Below are 16,179 nucleotides of genomic sequence, written 5' to 3'. Positions count from 1 at the left end.
TGAGTAACGCTGACCACGCCACGGTTTAGGGGCGTTGGTTAACGTAATCTAATGAGGTTGTACAACTGAGAGGCGAGTATATGTCATTTCTTGATAGCATCAGAAAACTGGTTAGCAGTGCCAAAGTGAACATTAAGTGCCCAGATTGCGGCGCAGCATCTGAACAAAGCACAGAAAAAGTGCATAAAAATACAGCGTTAGTGTGCCCAAAATGTGGCTGTTTATTTTTGCCTAAAGACAAACAGTAGTGGCGGTTCAATCAGCCAAAAATCATAGACGCCCACCGCAGCAGCATTAATGCGCCACAGATGCAAAGTAACACCAAAAACATTTTCCAATGTTTTGTATGTAAGCGTTTGGTCACCATCGGCCTTTATTTTTACCTCAATAGATTTGTTTGATTTGAAATTGTTTGATTTGAAATTGTTTTACGGGATTTATTTTTTTACCACAATTTAGGTATAGTAGCGAAAATTTATGTTGATGCGAGAGTGAGTTCGTAGCGTTAAAGTATAATATGCGCTGCATCAATAATATTACGAATAGGAATAATGAAACTATGGCTGCAATTCCACAAAAATATGAAAACGCTGAACGTTGGGCTTTTGGTGATACTGAACAAGTCGCGGATGATTTATTGGCATTGGTTCTCAATGGTACTAAAACGGCAACTTGTGCTGCATTAGATGAAGAAGGTGTCCCGCAGGCGGGTGATGTTTTTGTTGTGGTCAATGGCCGTAATGAACCAGTTTGTGCAGTCGAGTTGACGGATGTTGAGCTGAAAACTTTTGCCCAGGTTGATGAGGCGCATGCTTTTGCTGAAGGTGAGGGCGATCGTTCGTTGGCTTATTGGCGTAAAGAGCATCAGCGGTTTTTTGAAGAATACGAACTATTCTCCCCAGATATGATGCTGATTTGTATGCAATTCAAACTGTTGGAAACATTCTGATAGCAGAGTTTGTGATGCAAGCAGCAAGCGCTGTTTAGCAGCCAGCTTTATCGAATGTAAAATGAAGAAACCGCCACTCATAAATTTTAGCTATGGGTGACGGATCTTTAAACCGTCAAGTGACCTTCATCACCCAGGCGTCTTGATGTCGGTCATAATGTTTTTTGTAGAGCAGCTTATCTTTACCGTCTAATGTTGCAGGAATACTGGTATTTTCATCCCATCCATCTAGCTGCATACACAATTCAGGATCTGACTTGCACGGGATACTGAGCGTGTTTTCGCCTTTCTCCAATGGTGCGGATAATACCGCGTCATCCACTTCGAAACTTCTGATTTTTACCACGGTTTTTCCCATAAAGACTCCTTCTTTACCGAGTGGTATGAGGTATGACCAGACTGGTCGCCTTATTGAGAATAGCCGAGCTAAAAAAAAGCGCCAGAAGGTGGCGCGAAAAAAATGCCGCTAGCCGCTAGCGGGGAAGCTCGGCCAAATTAAACTGATTACGACCATTCTTTTTAGAATAATAAAGTGCCTGGTCAGCAGTCTGCACCAAATCAGCCTGATCAGTAATATTGCTGTGCAGTTGAGATTGATAGACGGTGACCCCCAGGCTGATGGTCACTTTGCGGAATTTGCTTTCGCCGTGTTTGATACCCATCGCCCTGATAGATTGCAGAATATGTTCTGCCACTAAACTGGCACCTTTTTGGTCCGTGTCTGGCAAGATAGCGGCGAATTCTTCTCCGCCATAACGGGCGACAATATCGGTGCTGCGTTTCAATGATTTACGCAATGTCCTGGCGACCAACCGCAGACATGCATCACCAGAAATATGGCCGTAGCAATCATTGAAATTCTTAAAATAATCTATATCAATCATTAAAATGGCCAATGGCGAGTTTGAGCGCCTTGCCCGCATAAATTCATGGGCCAATACTTTCTTGAACTCTCGGCGATTAGGTAATTTGGTTAGCGAGTCAGTTCTGGCTTGAATTTCCAGACGTCGGTTAGCCTTAATCAGCTTAAGTTCCAGTAGCTTACGTTCATGGATATCTTCTGCGGTGCCGTACCAGCACTCCACATTACCCTGATCGTCAGTGCTGGGGACGGCGCGGATACGCATCCAGTTCCAGCCTTTTTCTACATGGCAAAAACGTATTTCGACGTCGAGTGGTTCCTGTGTTTGCAGAGAATGTTCCCAACTTATTAATGTGGGGTGGCGGTCATCCACATGAATACTTCGCAGCCATCTGTCATCCAGTGCTTCTTCGCGGGTTAACCCCGTGATTTTTTCAAAGCGAGAGCTGATATTGGTGATCATGCCATCTGGCGAGGCTGTCCAGGGGATCTGTGGGTTCAGTTCCACCATATTGCGATAATGTTGTTTACTGCTGCGCAGCTTTTCTTCCATCTTTTTCAGTGCAGAGATATCGATCATCGCGACAGACAGGCCACTGACCTGACCATTTGGATATCTGGCGGCATTGATGCGCATGAAAAATACCCGTTGTTTATCCGGCATCTGAAACTCAGCATCTGGGATGCTATCGTTACAATAGGCTTTGAGCAGGGCATTTTTCAGAATAGGGATGATGCTGGGCAAGAAATCAGCCACTTTACGGCCATTAACATCTACGGTTTTTTTATCTAATAATTCAGCAAGATAGTCATTGACTGTAAGGTAACATAAGGTTGTATCGATAAAGCACAGTCCTGCTGGAGCACTGGAATAAATCGATTCCAACTCAAAAAGGCGTTTATTGGCATCATAAGGTAAATTGCTCAGATTACGGTCTATTCCCCGATAACCTTTGAATTCTCCATTATGGTTAAAAAGCGGGATACCACTGCTTTCTACTAATACTTCGCTGCCATCTGCGCGGATACTACGATTTTGTATACCCGCAAAAGGAATACGCGCAGCCGCGATATTGGCAAATATCGCACCCACTCGATTAGCTTCATCTTCGGGCATAAAATCAAATGGGGTTTTACCAATTACTTCATGCGGGAGACGACCTAGCAGCTCGATAGATTTTGCAGATGAAAAGGTATAACGGCCGGCAACATCAACTTCCCAGATCCAGTCTGAATTATTTTCGATGATATCCCGTAAGCTGTTCATTTCTTTTAGCAGAGTAATGTCAGCTGATTTCTCCCGATTATCATAATCAGTCATGGTGCCCACTCCTGTTTAATCGCGGCTTTCCTTAGGTAGAAGTCTTTCGGCTATTATTTAAGCCCGCAGATTGTATAACAGGGACAGATTTAGTACAGCTCATTCGGAATTTTCTTATCTTTAAGTTGTTTCTTAACGATTATTGCACTGAAAAATAAAGGGAAATATATAGCTCTCCACGGCAATGCAGGATAAATACGACATCCCCATAATTAACAATTAATACACAAGTACCAGACTTACATTATCCTGATAGTCGCCTGGAGTTCGTTGGTTCTGACTGGCGTTAATAGCGGAGTGATAAGGAACAAGTTGAGCGGCACCCGTTCCTGAGCCAGGTTGCATTGAGGTTGAGTCCCATAATGTGGTGCCAGAAGCGCCTTGATACAACTGATATTGTAAATAGTCAGTGACGGTCGTGGAGTTCAGTTTCATTTGCCGCCAATTGGTCACGGGGTTATCCCCAGCAGTGACATAAGTATTAAAGGTCGAGCCTTTAGTGCAGGTGAGAGTGATATTTTGGCTGACGGGGTTGAATTGGCCTACTAACGCAAAACCACCGAAATTGACGTCTGGGGATTTATTAATAGCGCAATCTTTACTGACGACCAGAGTGACCGTCACTGACGAAATATCGGTGCCGATACCACTGCCACTCCAATATCCACCTACGCATGCGCCCAGTGCGGCGACTTTGCAAATACTGTAAGTCCAGGCCAGATTAATGACATCCGTATAAGTCCCTGCACTGATATTGACGTTAATTGCGCCATTAATCCCGGTTCGGATATAGATAGGGAGATTTGCGGTGATCCCCGTTAAACCGACTACCAGTAGATTAGCGCTGCTGTAATCCAGTACACCATTGAGACCCAGCGCTGGGCTAAAAGATCCATTGCGATAAATCGAGTAAGGAATTAGGTCTCCGGCCGAATTTTTAAGGTTAAGATTATTCGTAGTGCTGGTTATTTTGGCTGACAATGAATAGGACGATAATAAACTGACCCCCAGACCGGAACAAGACATCGCAGTGTTGCCCTGAGCATTGACTGCGGTGGTATTGGCCGCGACTGATGAGCTTGGTGGTAAGGTCACAGCGCCGGGTGAAAATGTGCAGGAGTCAGCGTGGGCTGAGGGAACCATAAATCCTATCAGTAATATCAGCAGCGCGATAATACCGAAGAGATTGCTAGCATCGTCTGCTCTGATGTTCTTCTGGGTCATATGTTCTCCGTTATTTCCGCTATTTTTGTTTATTGGCAGATAGCTTTCGCTTATTGGCATATCCGGGTGCCGATATTCTGTATTCCTACACTGTTTTTCAGTGCGAATTGCACAGTGCAATGGGCACCATTATCCGCTCGGATTATTTTCAGTTTGTTATTGGGTTTAGTTTGTTCAATATAAGCAATGCCATCCCAGCCGACATAGCTGACAGGTTGAGTATCGAGGGTAAATATCGGGCTGCCTTTGGGTAAATCTTTGCCAGACTCATCAGTAATATGCAGCGTCGCGGCGGTAATTTGTTGCAATGGAAAATCGACTAAATAACCGCTACGTTCGCTAATAGCCAGGCGGCGTTCAACTTCCGGCATGGAAACATCCGCCGGTAGGCTCATTGGGTCTATCTGGAATTTTGCCTGATAATAAGAGGTGACATTCGGAATTAATAAATAACCGTCGTCGTTGGTAATGCCTATTAATTGATTTTCATAACTCACCGGAATTTTGCCAAAACCGTGGGTTGATACCAGCGCAAAAGCATCATTAATAGTATTACTGGCATAGACCCCATGGTTCATCATGACCAGTGATCCGCTGACTTCTCCCCAGCGACGATAATCGCTGGTATTGCCATACACACCAACCCGGCTCTCCATCACGCGGGTTCGCCAGATGAGGTCGGCTTGCTGATAACTGCTGTTTTCACCGGTGCCATTGGCATAAGCCAAATTCCAGCCAAACCCGCCATTGGTCGGGGTTGCACGGCTATAATTGACACGTTGACTCCAAGCGTTATTCGTGTCGCGCACACTGCTGATACTGCCCGCCCCCCAGTCCCCCAGCGGGATGCTGAAGACCATTTGTGCGTTGTAGCCTTTGCTGCCCAGCTCTCGGTTGACCGAGAAATAAAAACTAGTATTACCCACGACAGTGGTGCTGTAGCTGAGGTTGACCAGGCGGGTTCGCTCTCCTAATGCATCTCGGACATCAAAGTAACCGGAGCCGATAGAGCCATAGGCACCCAGCCCGAGGCTGCCGGTGATTTGGTCTGTACGGCGACTGGGCCGATATTCACTTTTATAATTTGCCAGGTCACCGTAGTTTTCACTGCGAGTAATACGCTGTGCATTTAAACTGAAAAATGCATTGCTATAGCTGTAACCGAGTGCGTATTGGTCACCGCGCCCGCCATAGCGCAGAGGCGAGTAGGAGGCCGGTAAATCGGCATTTGTTTCTGTGGGGGCGATGCCACTGCCTAGCACTTCATCACCGGCTTGACTGATACTGTAGGAACCATTTAAAACACCATAATTACCGACACGTAAGCTAGCACCACTTCCCATGACATTCAGTTGTTTGGCAATATCTGCCCGGCCCTCAAGTGTCAGCCAAGGGGTAGTGCCATAACGAAGCACTCCGCTGGCAACCGGGGAACCATAATCAGCAGAATGAATACCATAGTTTTGGCGTAGCATGCCGCTGGAAATACTGAAGTCCCATAAACCGGGCTTGAGCAGATTACTGGCGACATAGAAAGGGATTGAGGTGCTGACCTGGCGGCCTAATGCGTCCGTGGTGACCACGGTTGCTTGCCCGGCACCATTGATTCTTGGCCCATTATCAATGACAAAAGGGCCGGGGTTAACCATTGCCGATTGGGTTCTAAAGTTATCAATATAGAGGTCAACGGTACTGGGGATTGCTGCCTGACCTGCAAACTGGGGCAGCGGGTAAGTGACTAAGTCCGGGCGGATGGCAAAGTTGCGTGATACTTGAAATCCACCCAAGCGGACTGAACTGCTCCAGGTGAGTGAGTTGGTTATCAGATCGCCCGCCGTGTAGCTGATCATATGATTTTCATCATTTAATCGCCACTGAGTATCGTATCGGACATACCCTTTTTCGACGGTGATGTTATCGGTATCCGTCAAACTAGTGCGATAAACTCCGGTGTTACTGAACAAACCGAAGTGGTCGAATAGGCGCTGTTCTGTCCAGGCCGAGACATTACTGGGGGGGCCGCTATGATCTCCCTGACTGGCATAGACATCATAGTTAAAGAGCAGCCCAAGGCTACTTTGAGCTAGATTATAGTCCTCGGTGGTGGTGGTATTAACCCGCTGCCGCGGTAACCATTCACTAGGAATATCAATGAGTAACCGTTGGTTATCACCTTGATAGGTGACATGCACTTTATCCATAGCATCAATGGCAACTTCGGGCGTACTCGCTATGGATGAGGGGAAACCGACGGCTTTTAGCTGCTCGGACGTCAGATAATAATGCCCGCCACGGTATATCACCGGCACAGCTTCACCGAAGTTGCGGCCATTAACCACCAGTTCAAGATATAAGGTCGTGTCAGGCATCACCGCAGCAGATGGCGGGGGAGGCAAATCATCCCCCAATACCGTTAGTGGTATAAATACAGGAGATATCATTGAGGCATACATCAATGTCAAAAATGGCGACAGCCTGAATTTGATAATCATGCCAAACCCTAACGTGTTTACATTTATTCCTGTTTATCAACGCATTAACCCTGCATTAATCAATAAAGACTCTTCATCTGGATAGTCTATTGATGGGGAATAACAATAGGTTTTGGGTGACTATTCACCAAGGCTGTTAATTGACCGCCACTTGCTGAAGCCGGAACTTGAAAACGCATTTCATTACCTGGCAGCACGTAGCCCATCAGCCCGCTATTAATATTTTTATTTTGTAAACTGACGTGAGAAATTCGGGCATGAGTCTGTCCTTGATTACGGATCGCCAACCACGTTTTACCGTTATCCTGAATGAACTTATAGCCAAGATTCAGCGGAAAGAAGGTTGCGGGGTTATTTGCATCTTCAGATTTCAGACCCTCACCATAGATAAATAACGGAATGGAGTAGCGCATCTGAAATATCAGCCCCATATTCAAAGAGGGCATAGGCGCGTCTTCGTTGGGATCTTTGCGGGGGATTTCATCAATCAACACTCGGAATGCTTGTTCCTGGCCTGCGGGCACCGGAGTGTTTTTAATCAGGCGGATCAGTTGGCGTTTACCCGGCAAAATAGTCGCTACGGGTGGGCTGGCAATAATAGCCGACTGATTGCTGTAATCTTCCTGCCCCGCTTTTTGCTGCCAGCCTAATACGCGGATTTGCATATAAATCGGCTGGCTGTCTTTATTTTCTAGCCACAGCGCCGTCGCTTTCTCATGACTGTTTATCACAGGATCAATAGGCCAAATCAGTACTGAGGAAGCGGCATGGAGTGGGCTGCTGGTAAGGGCCATGGCGAATGAAACTGTCAATGGGAGCAAGGTCATTGATGCGAGCGATGTTAATTTAAGCATGGTGAACTCCTTGTCGGTAAAATACCCACATTAAATAAATAGCCATTTAATAAGTGACGGTCACTAATAGCGTATCGGTGTAGTTCCCCGCGGTGGGGAGTGTGTTGGTGGCAAATAATTGCGCATATAAAATAATTTGTTGCAGCGTACTGTTTGCGCTAATAACTTGCGCTGTTCCGCCGTTACTGCCATTGCCCCAAATAACACTGCGGGCGCTGTTCTGAAATATTTGATAAAACAGATATTCACCGGTGGCACTGTTGAGTAACTGCCTGCCAGCGGAAATATTGCCGGTGGTATTTGCCCCGCTATTGAGTGCCAGAGTCATGCTGGGTGTACCACTGCATTGAATCATGATTGAACCGGCGTTTTGGCTGGAGACGATATTAATTACTGTTGATAATGAAGATATATTGCCAAAATTTAGTGTGCCAAAACTGCTGCTATCAGTTGTTCCACTGCCTAAAATACAGCCGGGTAATATGGTTGCTTTGACTGCAAAGGGGCTATTTAAAGTTTCCCCATAACTGCCGGTCACGGGTAAGCCGAATAAGCTAAGAACCAGTAATTGAATTAAGGTGGGATAGAAACTGTTATGTGCCATATTATTCTCTCCCTACCAATTGACAGTAACTTGAATGGTGTCGGTATAAATGCCGGCAGCCGGAGTGCTCTGTATCGGGATCAGCCCATAAACGGGGAGGGTAACGGGTTGCCCGGTGGCAACTTGTGAAACCCCCACGGTGTTGTCCCAAATTTGGCTATGCGCTAAGTCGGTATACAGGTTGTAATTCACATGCTGACTGGTCGGCCCGCCAGCCAAATAACGGTTATTGACACTGCCGCTTTGGCCAGGGCTGAGTAATACGCTAAAGCTGGTGCTTTTGCTGCACTGGACGGAAATCGCTCCGCTGTTGGCCTGACCGGTAACCGCTATCGGGGTGTTTAGCACGGTGGCTGAGCCAAAATTTAAGGTGCCAAAGCTGGTGGTACCCCCCACTGTGGTGCCCGCGATGCAGGTGGGCAATAACGTCGCATTGACTGTGATATTGGCAGTTTTAGTCACGGCATCAGCCGGATAGGTTCGCAGTAAGAACAGAAAAAAAATAAACCACAAGAGCGCCTTTTTATCTCGAGTTATCCGTGAGTTATCCGGGGCAATATCCCATGTCATGCTGGCTACCAACTGACAGTCACGTTGACGGTGTCGGTGTAGGTGCTGACACTCGGCGTCGCCTGCACCGGAACTTGCGCGTAGACAGTGAGCGGGATAGGGGTAGCAATAGCGGTTGCGGTCCCGCTGAGAAGACCCGCACCAGTGGTTGTCCATGGGACGGAATAGGCGTCGTCGTTATATAAATTGTAATTCACAAACTCTGAACTCCCACCGGCCAACCGGCGCTGGGTACCGGTGACATGGGCTCCGTTATCTATCCCGATACTGTAGGCGGTTCCGGCGCTACAGTATAAATTTAGCGTGCCATTGGCTGTGCTGCTATACGGCTGTTTAATCTGGACATTTAAGTCTGGCACCGAGCCGAAGCTGATTGTGCCTAAGTTGGTCAGGCCACCAGGGGCAGAACTGTCATTAAGATAACATCCTTTAATAATCGTTAATGTCGCACCTAGCGTCCCGCTTATGGTACCGGCACTTTCCGCTGACGGAGCGGATTGCAGTAAAACCATCGCACCTAGAATAAGTAAGGGTTTCTTCATTATTGCTTCCTTAATCATATAATTTGTAGCCAGGCAATCTAGCGTTGAGTTAGGCCAATGACGTAGCGCAACTGATGTTTACGACACAAATGATTAAAAAATCTAGATGATTAATTAATAGCAGTAAGATTCGAAAAGTGTCCAATTTTGATCGGAAAATCACGCATCCATCTCATGTCTATCATTTATTGTGTTTTTCACTGGAAAAACAATGACGGTCATCTAACCGCCATGTTTAAGTAAAATTGATATTTTAGAGTTTTAATTTTTAATGTGAACCCTTTCAGCAGCGTGATAAACAGGCAGTATCTGTGGGGCGAGATATACCTATTGATTAGATTTGTTTCTCAATTGGTTCGCGGAAATTCCTAATGCTATTGTTGCTAACAGTGCGGTGACGCCGTAAGTCAATCGCATTCCTCGAATAATATCCGTTGCTGCTGCCAATTGAATATCATGAGAGGCTGACGCGAAAGCAAAAATCGCTCCCATGACCGATGCGCCAGTGATCAGCCCAAGATTGCGTGAAAGGTTAAGCATGCCGGAAACAACACCCCGCTGATCCGCGCTAACAGATTGAATCACCAGGGTATTGTTAGCGGTCTGGAAAATGGCATAGCCTGCCGTAATCAGGCAAATGGGGACGACATAGCCGAGCACACCTAAGTCTGTAGGAATTATCGCCAATATCATGGACCCGAAAACGACACCAACTAATCCACTGGAGACCATTATTCGAGCACCTAATTTATCCACTCCATAGCCCGCCGGAATACCGCTCAGTGCCGCGACTATCGGGCCAGCAGACATTGCTAACCCAACCCATTGCATTGGCAAGCCCAGCGCGCGGGAAAGATAAAATGGCCCGACAATTAATGTGGATATCATGATGGTAGCAACCAATGTGCTCATGATCAAACTTCCGCGCAACACTGAATGGTGCAATATAGCAGTTTGAATTAAGGGGAATTTCGCCCTTTTTTCTGCCCAAACAAATAGTCCGACACCGATGGCTGCCGCGGCTAATAACGCTAAATTACGTGCATCAAATGTGCCATGTCCCCATGTCATCGACAGCGCATACAGCGCGAGAGTCAGACTTAACAGCAACATGCCGAGGGGATCAAAACCTGAGCGAGGCCGAGGTGTTTGAGTCTGGCTGGTTGGCAAGTAACGTGATGCCAGGAACAGGGCCAACAGTCCAAAAGGGATATTGATTAAGAACATAGCAGGCCAACCCGCCCCGGCAATGAGTATGCCGCCGAGAGCGGGGCCAAGGGCGGTTCCGATGGCGGATACTGTGCCGAGTATCCCCATAGCGCGCCCGGTTTTTTCTTGGCTAACGGCTTCACCGACCAATGCCAATGTCAGTGTCATCATGGCGGCAGCCCCTAATCCTTGTAAGACTCGGGCGGCAATCAACATCCCCATGGTCGGAGCCAAAGCACAACCCACCGATGCCGCAGTGAATAATCCAATGCCGGTTTTTAGCAACAGCCGCTTGTTAATGATATCGCCCATGCGCCCAATACTGATGGCCGATGTGGTTATCGCCAGTAAGTAGGCTAAAACCACCCATTGCGCATCCTGAAATGAGGCATTTAAAGCCTGCGTCAATGTAGGTAATCCGACATTGGCAATGCTGGTGGCTAAGGAAGAAAGTAGCATTGGCAGAGCGAGACTGAGCATGGTTTTTCGCAGATGGGCATTTTCAACCATTGGGCCAGCAGATATTGAGTCAGCAGATTTGAGTGAGTTTGTGTTGTGAGTATTCGCTTTCATGTAGGGAGGCTCCAAATAAGACTTATTCAGGAGACTATTTCATTACCTGATAGGGCGGAAGACGCATGTAATGCAGTTTATTAATGCATCTAACGCCATGTCATGACGGATTATGCTAGAGTCACTGGATGACAAAACCTGACCTCAATTTATTAATTACACTCAATGTCCTGCTTGCGGAAGGTAGCGTGGTGCGAGCTGCTCAGCGATTAGGGCTTAGCCCATCGGCGATGAGCCGGTCACTGGCCAGATTGCGCCAAACCACCGGCGACCCATTATTGGTTAGGGCGGGGCGGGCGTTGGTTCCGACGCCAAGAGCGCTGGAGCTACGTGAACAAGTGAGCCAATTGGTACAAGACGCGACTTCGGTTCTGCGCCCGGCAGAGACACTCAATCTTGCGCAATTGACGCGTGTTTTCACATTGCGTAGCAGCGACGGTTTTTTCGAAAATTTTGGTGCGGCGCTGTTGGCTCGGGTTAACCAAGATGCTGCGGGGGTGCGGTTGCGCTTTATGCAAAAAATGAACAAAGACAGTGCGTTACTTCGCGATGGCATTGTCGATCTGGAAACCGGTGTGGTGGGGGCTGCGGCCAGCCCTGAACTGCGCACGCGGGCATTATTTGGTGACCGTTTTATCGGTGTGGCCAGAGCCGGGCATTTATTGAGTGAGGGGGAGATAACCGCTGAGCGCTACGCGGCCCAAGGCCACATTATGATTTCACGGCGCCAAGGTCATAAAGGGCCAGTTGATGAGGCGTTGCAATTATTGGGTCTTGAAAGAAACGCCGTCACTTATGTTGATGGCATCTCGACCGCACTGGCCTTAGTGAAAGGTTCTGATTTAGTGGCCACGGTTCCGGAATGTCACACACTGAATTTGCGCGGTGGTATGTTCAGCTTCCCGCTGCCAATAAACTTACCGACTATCAGGGTTTCTATGCTCTGGCACCCACGAATGGATGCTGACCCAGCGCATCGCTGGTTGCGAAAATGTGTGTTGGATGTCTGTGGTGATAGCGATTAGGGCAGCACATTCGCTGCCCTGTTAGCCAGTTGAATTAGAAGCGCGGGATTGCCGTCCCCCAATTGCGCCAGTCTTTAGGTTCTTGTGGGTTCAGCAAAAAGTGTTGATTAACTTCGGCTTTCGGGGCCAGCGGTGTGGTGGGGGGCGTGGCGAAAGCAATGCCACCGCGAATAAACTGCTGGAAAGTGCCACTTTTCACTACTCCGCCAGTCAATCCGAACTCAAGGTTATAGCCCGATGCTAGCCAGAAGACGGTATTTTGCCGCACTAATTGCTGGAATTTCTGACTGATGCGCAGAGAAACTTGCACCCGATCAGACATTGCCCCCAGATTAAACCCAGTGACAGTGCCCACTTCCAACCCACGGAACAGCACTGGCGTGCCAATTTGCAGCGAACCTGCTTCTGCGGTATCGAGAATAATGCTCAGGCCATCAAGATAGCGCGAGTCGGTAATGGTGGCGGTTTGCAGCTCAAACGTGCGCAATGTATTACCTTTACCCGGCTCGACATTAATGTAGGGCTGGAACAGCGTATCCAGATTATTGACCCCTGCTGCGGAGATCTCCGGTGACACAATCGAGAAGCGGGTACCGGCGCGGGTAAAACTTTGCACGTATTCGGGGTAGAGCACCGCCTTGGCTAAGACTTCATTGCGCTCAGGAGCCAGTTTGAGTGATTCAACTTGACCAATATTGATGCCGAGATAGCGAATTGGCATCCCAGCCGCCAGTTTACTGGCATCAAAGGTGCGTAAGATAATCTGGCTACCGACCGCACGGGCGGCGGTTTCATTAACATAAAGTGTGCGTTTTGCGCCTTTATCCAGCGAGACACCCTCGAGGTTATCAAAGCTGATAGCGCCTTTTAATGCCCGATTCAGTGGGGAAGCCTGCACGGTGAGGCCACTGCCATTAAATTGGACTTTCGCACCGCCCTCGGCCCAGAAAATACTCTTATCGGTGAGCAGTTTGCGATATTCCGGCTCAATATAAACCTCCACTTCGAATTCATTGGCTTTCGGCCTAATCTGGGTAATTTCACCCACCTGGAATTTCCGATACAGCACCACGGAGCCGGTTTGCACATCGGGCAAACTGGTGGCAGTCAAGGTGAGGGTGGCGGCCGGGCTGTTGCCTAAAATGCCATCAAGGGCTTTGTCCACACTGCTGTACAGCGGGTATTTATTGAGCGGCTCGCCTTTACTGCCCGGCAGAATCAAAATGCCACCATCAATCCACTCCTGTGCACTGGCACCTTGAATATTAATACCGTCGATGCCGAGTTTCACATTCAGCCGGCTGTTCACCACAAACTTACTGTCTTTATGCACTAAGTTCCGGTATTTCGCTTCAATCGCCGCCGTAAAACTGACGCCATTGGCGGACAGTTCGCGCGTCAAAACCTGACCAATTTTAATGCCATGCAGTGAGATCGGCTGACCCACATCGATGCCATAACTTTCTGGTGCAGTGAGTTGCAATTCAAGCACATTGGGCTGCTGTAACAGGCTTTTGCTGCTGGGCAGCACAGTAAAGCGCTGTTGCGGTTCACCCTCGCCGGGGATAAGTTCCAGGGTGTTGCCGGTTAAAAGTTCACTCAGTTTGGCATCATTAAGACTGATTCGCGGGCTGTTCATCTCAATACGCGTGCCAGTGCGCATTAAATCCACCACTGACGGGTCAATGGTTAATTCGCCGGTCACTTTGCTGTCCGGCTGAAGAGTCATTTTTGTCAGAGTTCCGACTTGTAAACCCTGATAAATCAGTGGGGTGCGCCCCTCACTCAAACTGCTGCCGCTGGGCAAATCCAGTGTGATAGCCACACCGCGTTGGCTGTGCGCTAAATCTGGATAGAGCTGGAAGGGCTGATCTGGCTTTGCATTCTGGCTGTTTGGTGGGGAATCAAAGGCAATCGCGCCATTCACCAAAGCGGCCAAGCTTTCCATTTGTACAGAAGCGCCACTTAGGCTGAAATCACCTTTAAAACCAGATACATTCCAGAAACGGGTGTCATTCTTGACCAGTTTGGCAAAACGCCGGTCAATCAGCACGTCAATGACAACGCCGCTATTATCAGGCGCGATGTTGTAATCATAGACTTTGCCCACCGGAATTTTACGGTAATACACCAGCGAGCCGCTATTGAGCGAACCTAAATCAGGCGCATGAAGATGCACCATTAACTCGCCGGTATTTAGACGGAATTTGGGCTGAGTATCTAACGCGGTAAAGTGGCTCTGAGGTTTACCTTCTCCCGGCATCATGCCGATATAGTTGCCGCCCACCAAAGCATCCAGCCCGGAAACCCCAGCTAATGAGGCTTTTGGGGTGACCAACCAGAATTGAGTCCCTTCGCGCAGTGAATCTTCCATGTCATTTTTGATACTGGCGGTGACTTTAATATTCCGCAGATCATCATCCAGACTGATGGACTGCACTATGCCAACTTCTACACCTTGATAGCGAATCGGGGTGCGCCCCGCGACAATCCCTGCCGCAGACTGGAAATCAATGGTGACTTCGGTGCCGCGTTCCTGCCAGTTGTTATAAACCAGCCAGCCAGCAATCAGCAGGGCAATAAAAGGCAGCAGCCAAAAAGGCGATATCCGGCGTTTATGTTTAACCTGTGCCTCAGTCGGTGTACTCGGCGTTTCCTGTTGCATGTGCATCCCAAATCAACCGGCTATCCAGCCACTCAACAGCAAGGATAGTCAAAATGACCGCAGACCCAAAATAGAAAGCTGCTGGCCCCATAGTGAAAGAAAGGAGCTGATCGCGATTAATCAGCGACATCATTAGTGCAATAACAAAGAGATCCAGCATTGACCAGCGGCCAATCCAGGTTATCAAACGCAGCAACCGCATGCGGGTTTTCAGACTGTGCTGTGTCTTGAGATGAATACTCAGCAACAATGTTATTAAGACAATGACTTTAGTAAAGGGCACCAACACACTGGCGATAAATACCACGGCGGCTATGGGCATATTACCCGATGAAGCCAGAGAAACCACGCCCGAGAAAATAGTATCCTCCATACGCACGCCGTTGGCATAAACAATTGATATCGGCAATAGGTTGGCGGGCAGTAACAATACAATAGAGGCAATTAAGGTTGCCCAGGTTTTTTGGATGCTATGACGGCGGCGATGGCGCAAAGGTGTATGGCAACGCGGGCAACGCCTCAGTGCATCAGGGTGCCCGGTATAATGGCAGGAGAGACAAACACGCAGTGTTTCTCTGGGGCCGGGCGGCTGTTCTTGCGGATAAAACCGCTCCCACAATTGCTCCAGATTCAAATGCACCAGCGCCAGAATACTCAGCAATGTTAAAGTCAGGTAGGCTATTAATCCGCTACCGGCCATCACGTCGGCGTATTCTTTGACTTTAATACAGGCCACCGCCATACCGATAAGATAGATATCCAGCATTACCCACTCTTTTAAGCGCTCCAACATCAGCAAAATAGGGCGCAGGTTCATGCCAATCCGGCTGCCAATTCGCAGATACAGTATTGAGACGGTCAATGTAATCGGCGCACCCATAATACAAAACGCCACCATACTGGCAGTGATGGGGTGACCCTGACGGCTCATTTGCCAAATGCCCTCCAGCAAACTGGCATCAATCCGCGTGCCGAGCAGGCGGATAGTGATGAGCGGCTCGGTAAAGGCAAACGGCATCAATAACAGCATGGCGACAGCAATGGCCGTCAGCCGGGTTAATGACCAATCGCGCCCATTGGCTATTTTCGCACTGCAACGCGGGCAATAGGCAGTCTGCTTGCCATTGAGAGGGGGCAAGGTAAATAGCGCATCGCACTGACAGCACCGCTGAACTCTGGCGGTGGACAAGGGGCGTTGAATGGCATGTATCTTCATCAGATAAGAACCCTGACCCCAATATATAAATAATAAAGCGGATGGTAGCAGAGCAATGAGTCAAAACAAGGGG

16 protein-coding genes are annotated in these 16,179 nt (G+C 48.3%); 4 read left to right on the top strand and 12 right to left on the bottom strand.

Features of this window, described 5'->3' with window-relative positions; translation table 11 throughout:
- The first annotated feature begins 80 nt into the window (after nucleotides 1–80).
- The gene (locus DXZ79_RS20835; RefSeq protein ID WP_215624503.1) at nucleotides 81–248 is read left to right on the top strand and encodes a YnfU family zinc-binding protein; all 168 of its coding nucleotides are present in this window, start codon (nucleotides 81–83) and stop codon (nucleotides 246–248) included.
- Nucleotides 249–259: 11 nt separating this feature from the next.
- Here the strand turns inward: DXZ79_RS20835 and yniD are convergent, their stop codons facing one another.
- Nucleotides 260–367: a small membrane protein YniD gene (gene yniD, locus DXZ79_RS20965; protein ID WP_086019094.1), complete on the bottom strand. Its 108-nt coding sequence runs from the start codon at nucleotides 365–367 to the stop codon at nucleotides 260–262.
- Between the two features lie 192 nt (nucleotides 368–559).
- Here yniD and DXZ79_RS11630 point away from each other — a divergent pair, with 192 nt between their 5' ends.
- Nucleotides 560–949: an ASCH domain-containing protein gene (locus tag DXZ79_RS11630; protein ID WP_038632479.1), complete on the top strand. Its 390-nt coding sequence runs from the start codon at nucleotides 560–562 to the stop codon at nucleotides 947–949.
- A gap of 115 nt (nucleotides 950–1,064) precedes the next feature.
- Here the strand turns inward: DXZ79_RS11630 and DXZ79_RS11625 are convergent, their stop codons facing one another.
- The 4 genes from DXZ79_RS11625 to DXZ79_RS11610 form a co-directional block, all read right to left on the bottom strand.
- Nucleotides 1,065–1,307: a YebV family protein gene (locus DXZ79_RS11625; RefSeq protein ID WP_038632480.1), complete on the bottom strand. Its 243-nt coding sequence runs from the start codon at nucleotides 1,305–1,307 to the stop codon at nucleotides 1,065–1,067.
- Nucleotides 1,308–1,422: 115 nt separating this feature from the next.
- On the bottom strand, nucleotides 1,423–3,132 hold the full coding sequence (locus tag DXZ79_RS11620) for a sensor domain-containing diguanylate cyclase (RefSeq protein ID WP_038632482.1): 1,710 nt from the start codon (nucleotides 3,130–3,132) through the stop codon (nucleotides 1,423–1,425).
- Between the two features lie 219 nt (nucleotides 3,133–3,351).
- Nucleotides 3,352–4,356, bottom strand: coding sequence for a Csu type fimbrial protein (locus DXZ79_RS11615; RefSeq protein ID WP_120011285.1), 1,005 nt, complete (start codon nucleotides 4,354–4,356; stop codon nucleotides 3,352–3,354).
- Nucleotides 4,357–4,406: 50 nt separating this feature from the next.
- Entirely contained in the window at nucleotides 4,407–6,797 is a 2,391-nt protein-coding gene (locus DXZ79_RS11610; protein WP_235202970.1) for a fimbria/pilus outer membrane usher protein, read from the bottom strand.
- Between DXZ79_RS11610 and DXZ79_RS20960 the strand changes: the two genes are divergently transcribed.
- A complete protein-coding gene (locus DXZ79_RS20960; RefSeq protein ID WP_235202971.1) occupies nucleotides 6,715–6,933 on the top strand; it encodes a fimbrial protein in 219 nt (72 codons plus the stop codon). The two genes, DXZ79_RS11610 and DXZ79_RS20960, sit on opposite strands and share 83 nt — an antisense overlap.
- A gap of 1 nt (nucleotide 6,934) precedes the next feature.
- Here the strand turns inward: DXZ79_RS20960 and DXZ79_RS11605 are convergent, their stop codons facing one another.
- From DXZ79_RS11605 to DXZ79_RS11585, 5 genes are all read right to left on the bottom strand, one after another.
- Nucleotides 6,935–7,702 carry a fimbrial biogenesis chaperone gene (locus DXZ79_RS11605; protein ID WP_038632489.1) on the bottom strand — a complete coding sequence of 256 codons (768 nt, stop codon included), beginning with the start codon at nucleotides 7,700–7,702 and terminating at the stop codon, nucleotides 6,935–6,937.
- A 46-nt stretch (nucleotides 7,703–7,748) separates the two neighbouring features.
- Nucleotides 7,749–8,306: a Csu type fimbrial protein gene (locus DXZ79_RS11600; RefSeq protein WP_038632491.1), complete on the bottom strand. Its 558-nt coding sequence runs from the start codon at nucleotides 8,304–8,306 to the stop codon at nucleotides 7,749–7,751.
- A gap of 12 nt (nucleotides 8,307–8,318) precedes the next feature.
- The gene (locus DXZ79_RS11595; protein ID WP_120011284.1) at nucleotides 8,319–8,876 is read right to left on the bottom strand and encodes a Csu type fimbrial protein; all 558 of its coding nucleotides are present in this window, start codon (nucleotides 8,874–8,876) and stop codon (nucleotides 8,319–8,321) included.
- Between the two features lie 5 nt (nucleotides 8,877–8,881).
- The gene (locus tag DXZ79_RS11590) at nucleotides 8,882–9,436 is read right to left on the bottom strand and encodes a Csu type fimbrial protein (RefSeq protein ID WP_072088958.1); all 555 of its coding nucleotides are present in this window, start codon (nucleotides 9,434–9,436) and stop codon (nucleotides 8,882–8,884) included.
- A gap of 309 nt (nucleotides 9,437–9,745) precedes the next feature.
- Entirely contained in the window at nucleotides 9,746–11,200 is a 1,455-nt protein-coding gene (locus DXZ79_RS11585; RefSeq protein ID WP_050291196.1) for an MFS transporter, read from the bottom strand.
- A 128-nt stretch (nucleotides 11,201–11,328) separates the two neighbouring features.
- Between DXZ79_RS11585 and DXZ79_RS11580 the strand changes: the two genes are divergently transcribed.
- Nucleotides 11,329–12,225, top strand: coding sequence for a LysR family transcriptional regulator (locus DXZ79_RS11580; RefSeq protein WP_120011283.1), 897 nt, complete (start codon nucleotides 11,329–11,331; stop codon nucleotides 12,223–12,225).
- A 34-nt stretch (nucleotides 12,226–12,259) separates the two neighbouring features.
- Here DXZ79_RS11580 and DXZ79_RS11575 read toward each other — a convergent pair whose 3' ends face one another.
- Together DXZ79_RS11575 and yebS are read right to left on the bottom strand one after the other, a co-directional pair.
- Complete coding sequence (locus tag DXZ79_RS11575) at nucleotides 12,260–14,890, bottom strand: PqiB family protein (RefSeq protein WP_050291195.1); 2,631 nt, start codon at nucleotides 14,888–14,890, stop codon at nucleotides 12,260–12,262.
- A complete protein-coding gene (gene yebS, locus DXZ79_RS11570; RefSeq protein WP_050291194.1) occupies nucleotides 14,859–16,106 on the bottom strand; it encodes a membrane integrity lipid transport subunit YebS in 1,248 nt (415 codons plus the stop codon). Before yebS ends, DXZ79_RS11575 begins: the two co-directional genes overlap by 32 nt.
- Nucleotides 16,107–16,179 lie beyond the last annotated feature (73 nt).

It is taken from the genome of Yersinia rochesterensis, from assembly GCF_003600645.1.
In the GTDB taxonomy this organism is placed as follows: domain Bacteria; phylum Pseudomonadota; class Gammaproteobacteria; order Enterobacterales; family Enterobacteriaceae; genus Yersinia; species Yersinia rochesterensis.
This window is presented reverse-complemented; position numbering and strand designations above follow the sequence as displayed.

Excerpts from the sequence above, each read along its gene's own strand:
- DXZ79_RS20835 (WP_215624503.1), top strand. The coding sequence starts at position 81 with ATGTCATTTCTTGATAGCATCAGAAAACTGGTTAGCAGTGCCAAAGTG.
- DXZ79_RS11590 (WP_072088958.1), bottom strand. The coding sequence starts at position 9,436 with ATGATTAAGGAAGCAATAATGAAGAAACCCTTACTTATTCTAGGTGCG.
- yniD (WP_086019094.1), bottom strand. The coding sequence starts at position 367 with ATGGTGACCAAACGCTTACATACAAAACATTGGAAAATGTTTTTGGTG.
- DXZ79_RS11575 (WP_050291195.1), bottom strand. The coding sequence starts at position 14,890 with ATGCAACAGGAAACGCCGAGTACACCGACTGAGGCACAGGTTAAACAT.
- DXZ79_RS11610 (WP_235202970.1), bottom strand. The coding sequence starts at position 6,797 with ATGATATCTCCTGTATTTATACCACTAACGGTATTGGGGGATGATTTG.
- DXZ79_RS11615 (WP_120011285.1), bottom strand. The coding sequence starts at position 4,356 with ATGACCCAGAAGAACATCAGAGCAGACGATGCTAGCAATCTCTTCGGT.
- DXZ79_RS11605 (WP_038632489.1), bottom strand. The coding sequence starts at position 7,702 with ATGCTTAAATTAACATCGCTCGCATCAATGACCTTGCTCCCATTGACA.
- DXZ79_RS11625 (WP_038632480.1), bottom strand. The coding sequence starts at position 1,307 with ATGGGAAAAACCGTGGTAAAAATCAGAAGTTTCGAAGTGGATGACGCG.
- DXZ79_RS11600 (WP_038632491.1), bottom strand. The coding sequence starts at position 8,306 with ATGGCACATAACAGTTTCTATCCCACCTTAATTCAATTACTGGTTCTT.
- DXZ79_RS11580 (WP_120011283.1), top strand. The coding sequence starts at position 11,329 with ATGACAAAACCTGACCTCAATTTATTAATTACACTCAATGTCCTGCTT.
- yebS (WP_050291194.1), bottom strand. The coding sequence starts at position 16,106 with ATGAAGATACATGCCATTCAACGCCCCTTGTCCACCGCCAGAGTTCAG.
- DXZ79_RS11630 (WP_038632479.1), top strand. The coding sequence starts at position 560 with ATGGCTGCAATTCCACAAAAATATGAAAACGCTGAACGTTGGGCTTTT.
- DXZ79_RS11595 (WP_120011284.1), bottom strand. The coding sequence starts at position 8,876 with ATGACATGGGATATTGCCCCGGATAACTCACGGATAACTCGAGATAAA.
- DXZ79_RS11620 (WP_038632482.1), bottom strand. The coding sequence starts at position 3,132 with ATGACTGATTATGATAATCGGGAGAAATCAGCTGACATTACTCTGCTA.
- DXZ79_RS11585 (WP_050291196.1), bottom strand. The coding sequence starts at position 11,200 with ATGAAAGCGAATACTCACAACACAAACTCACTCAAATCTGCTGACTCA.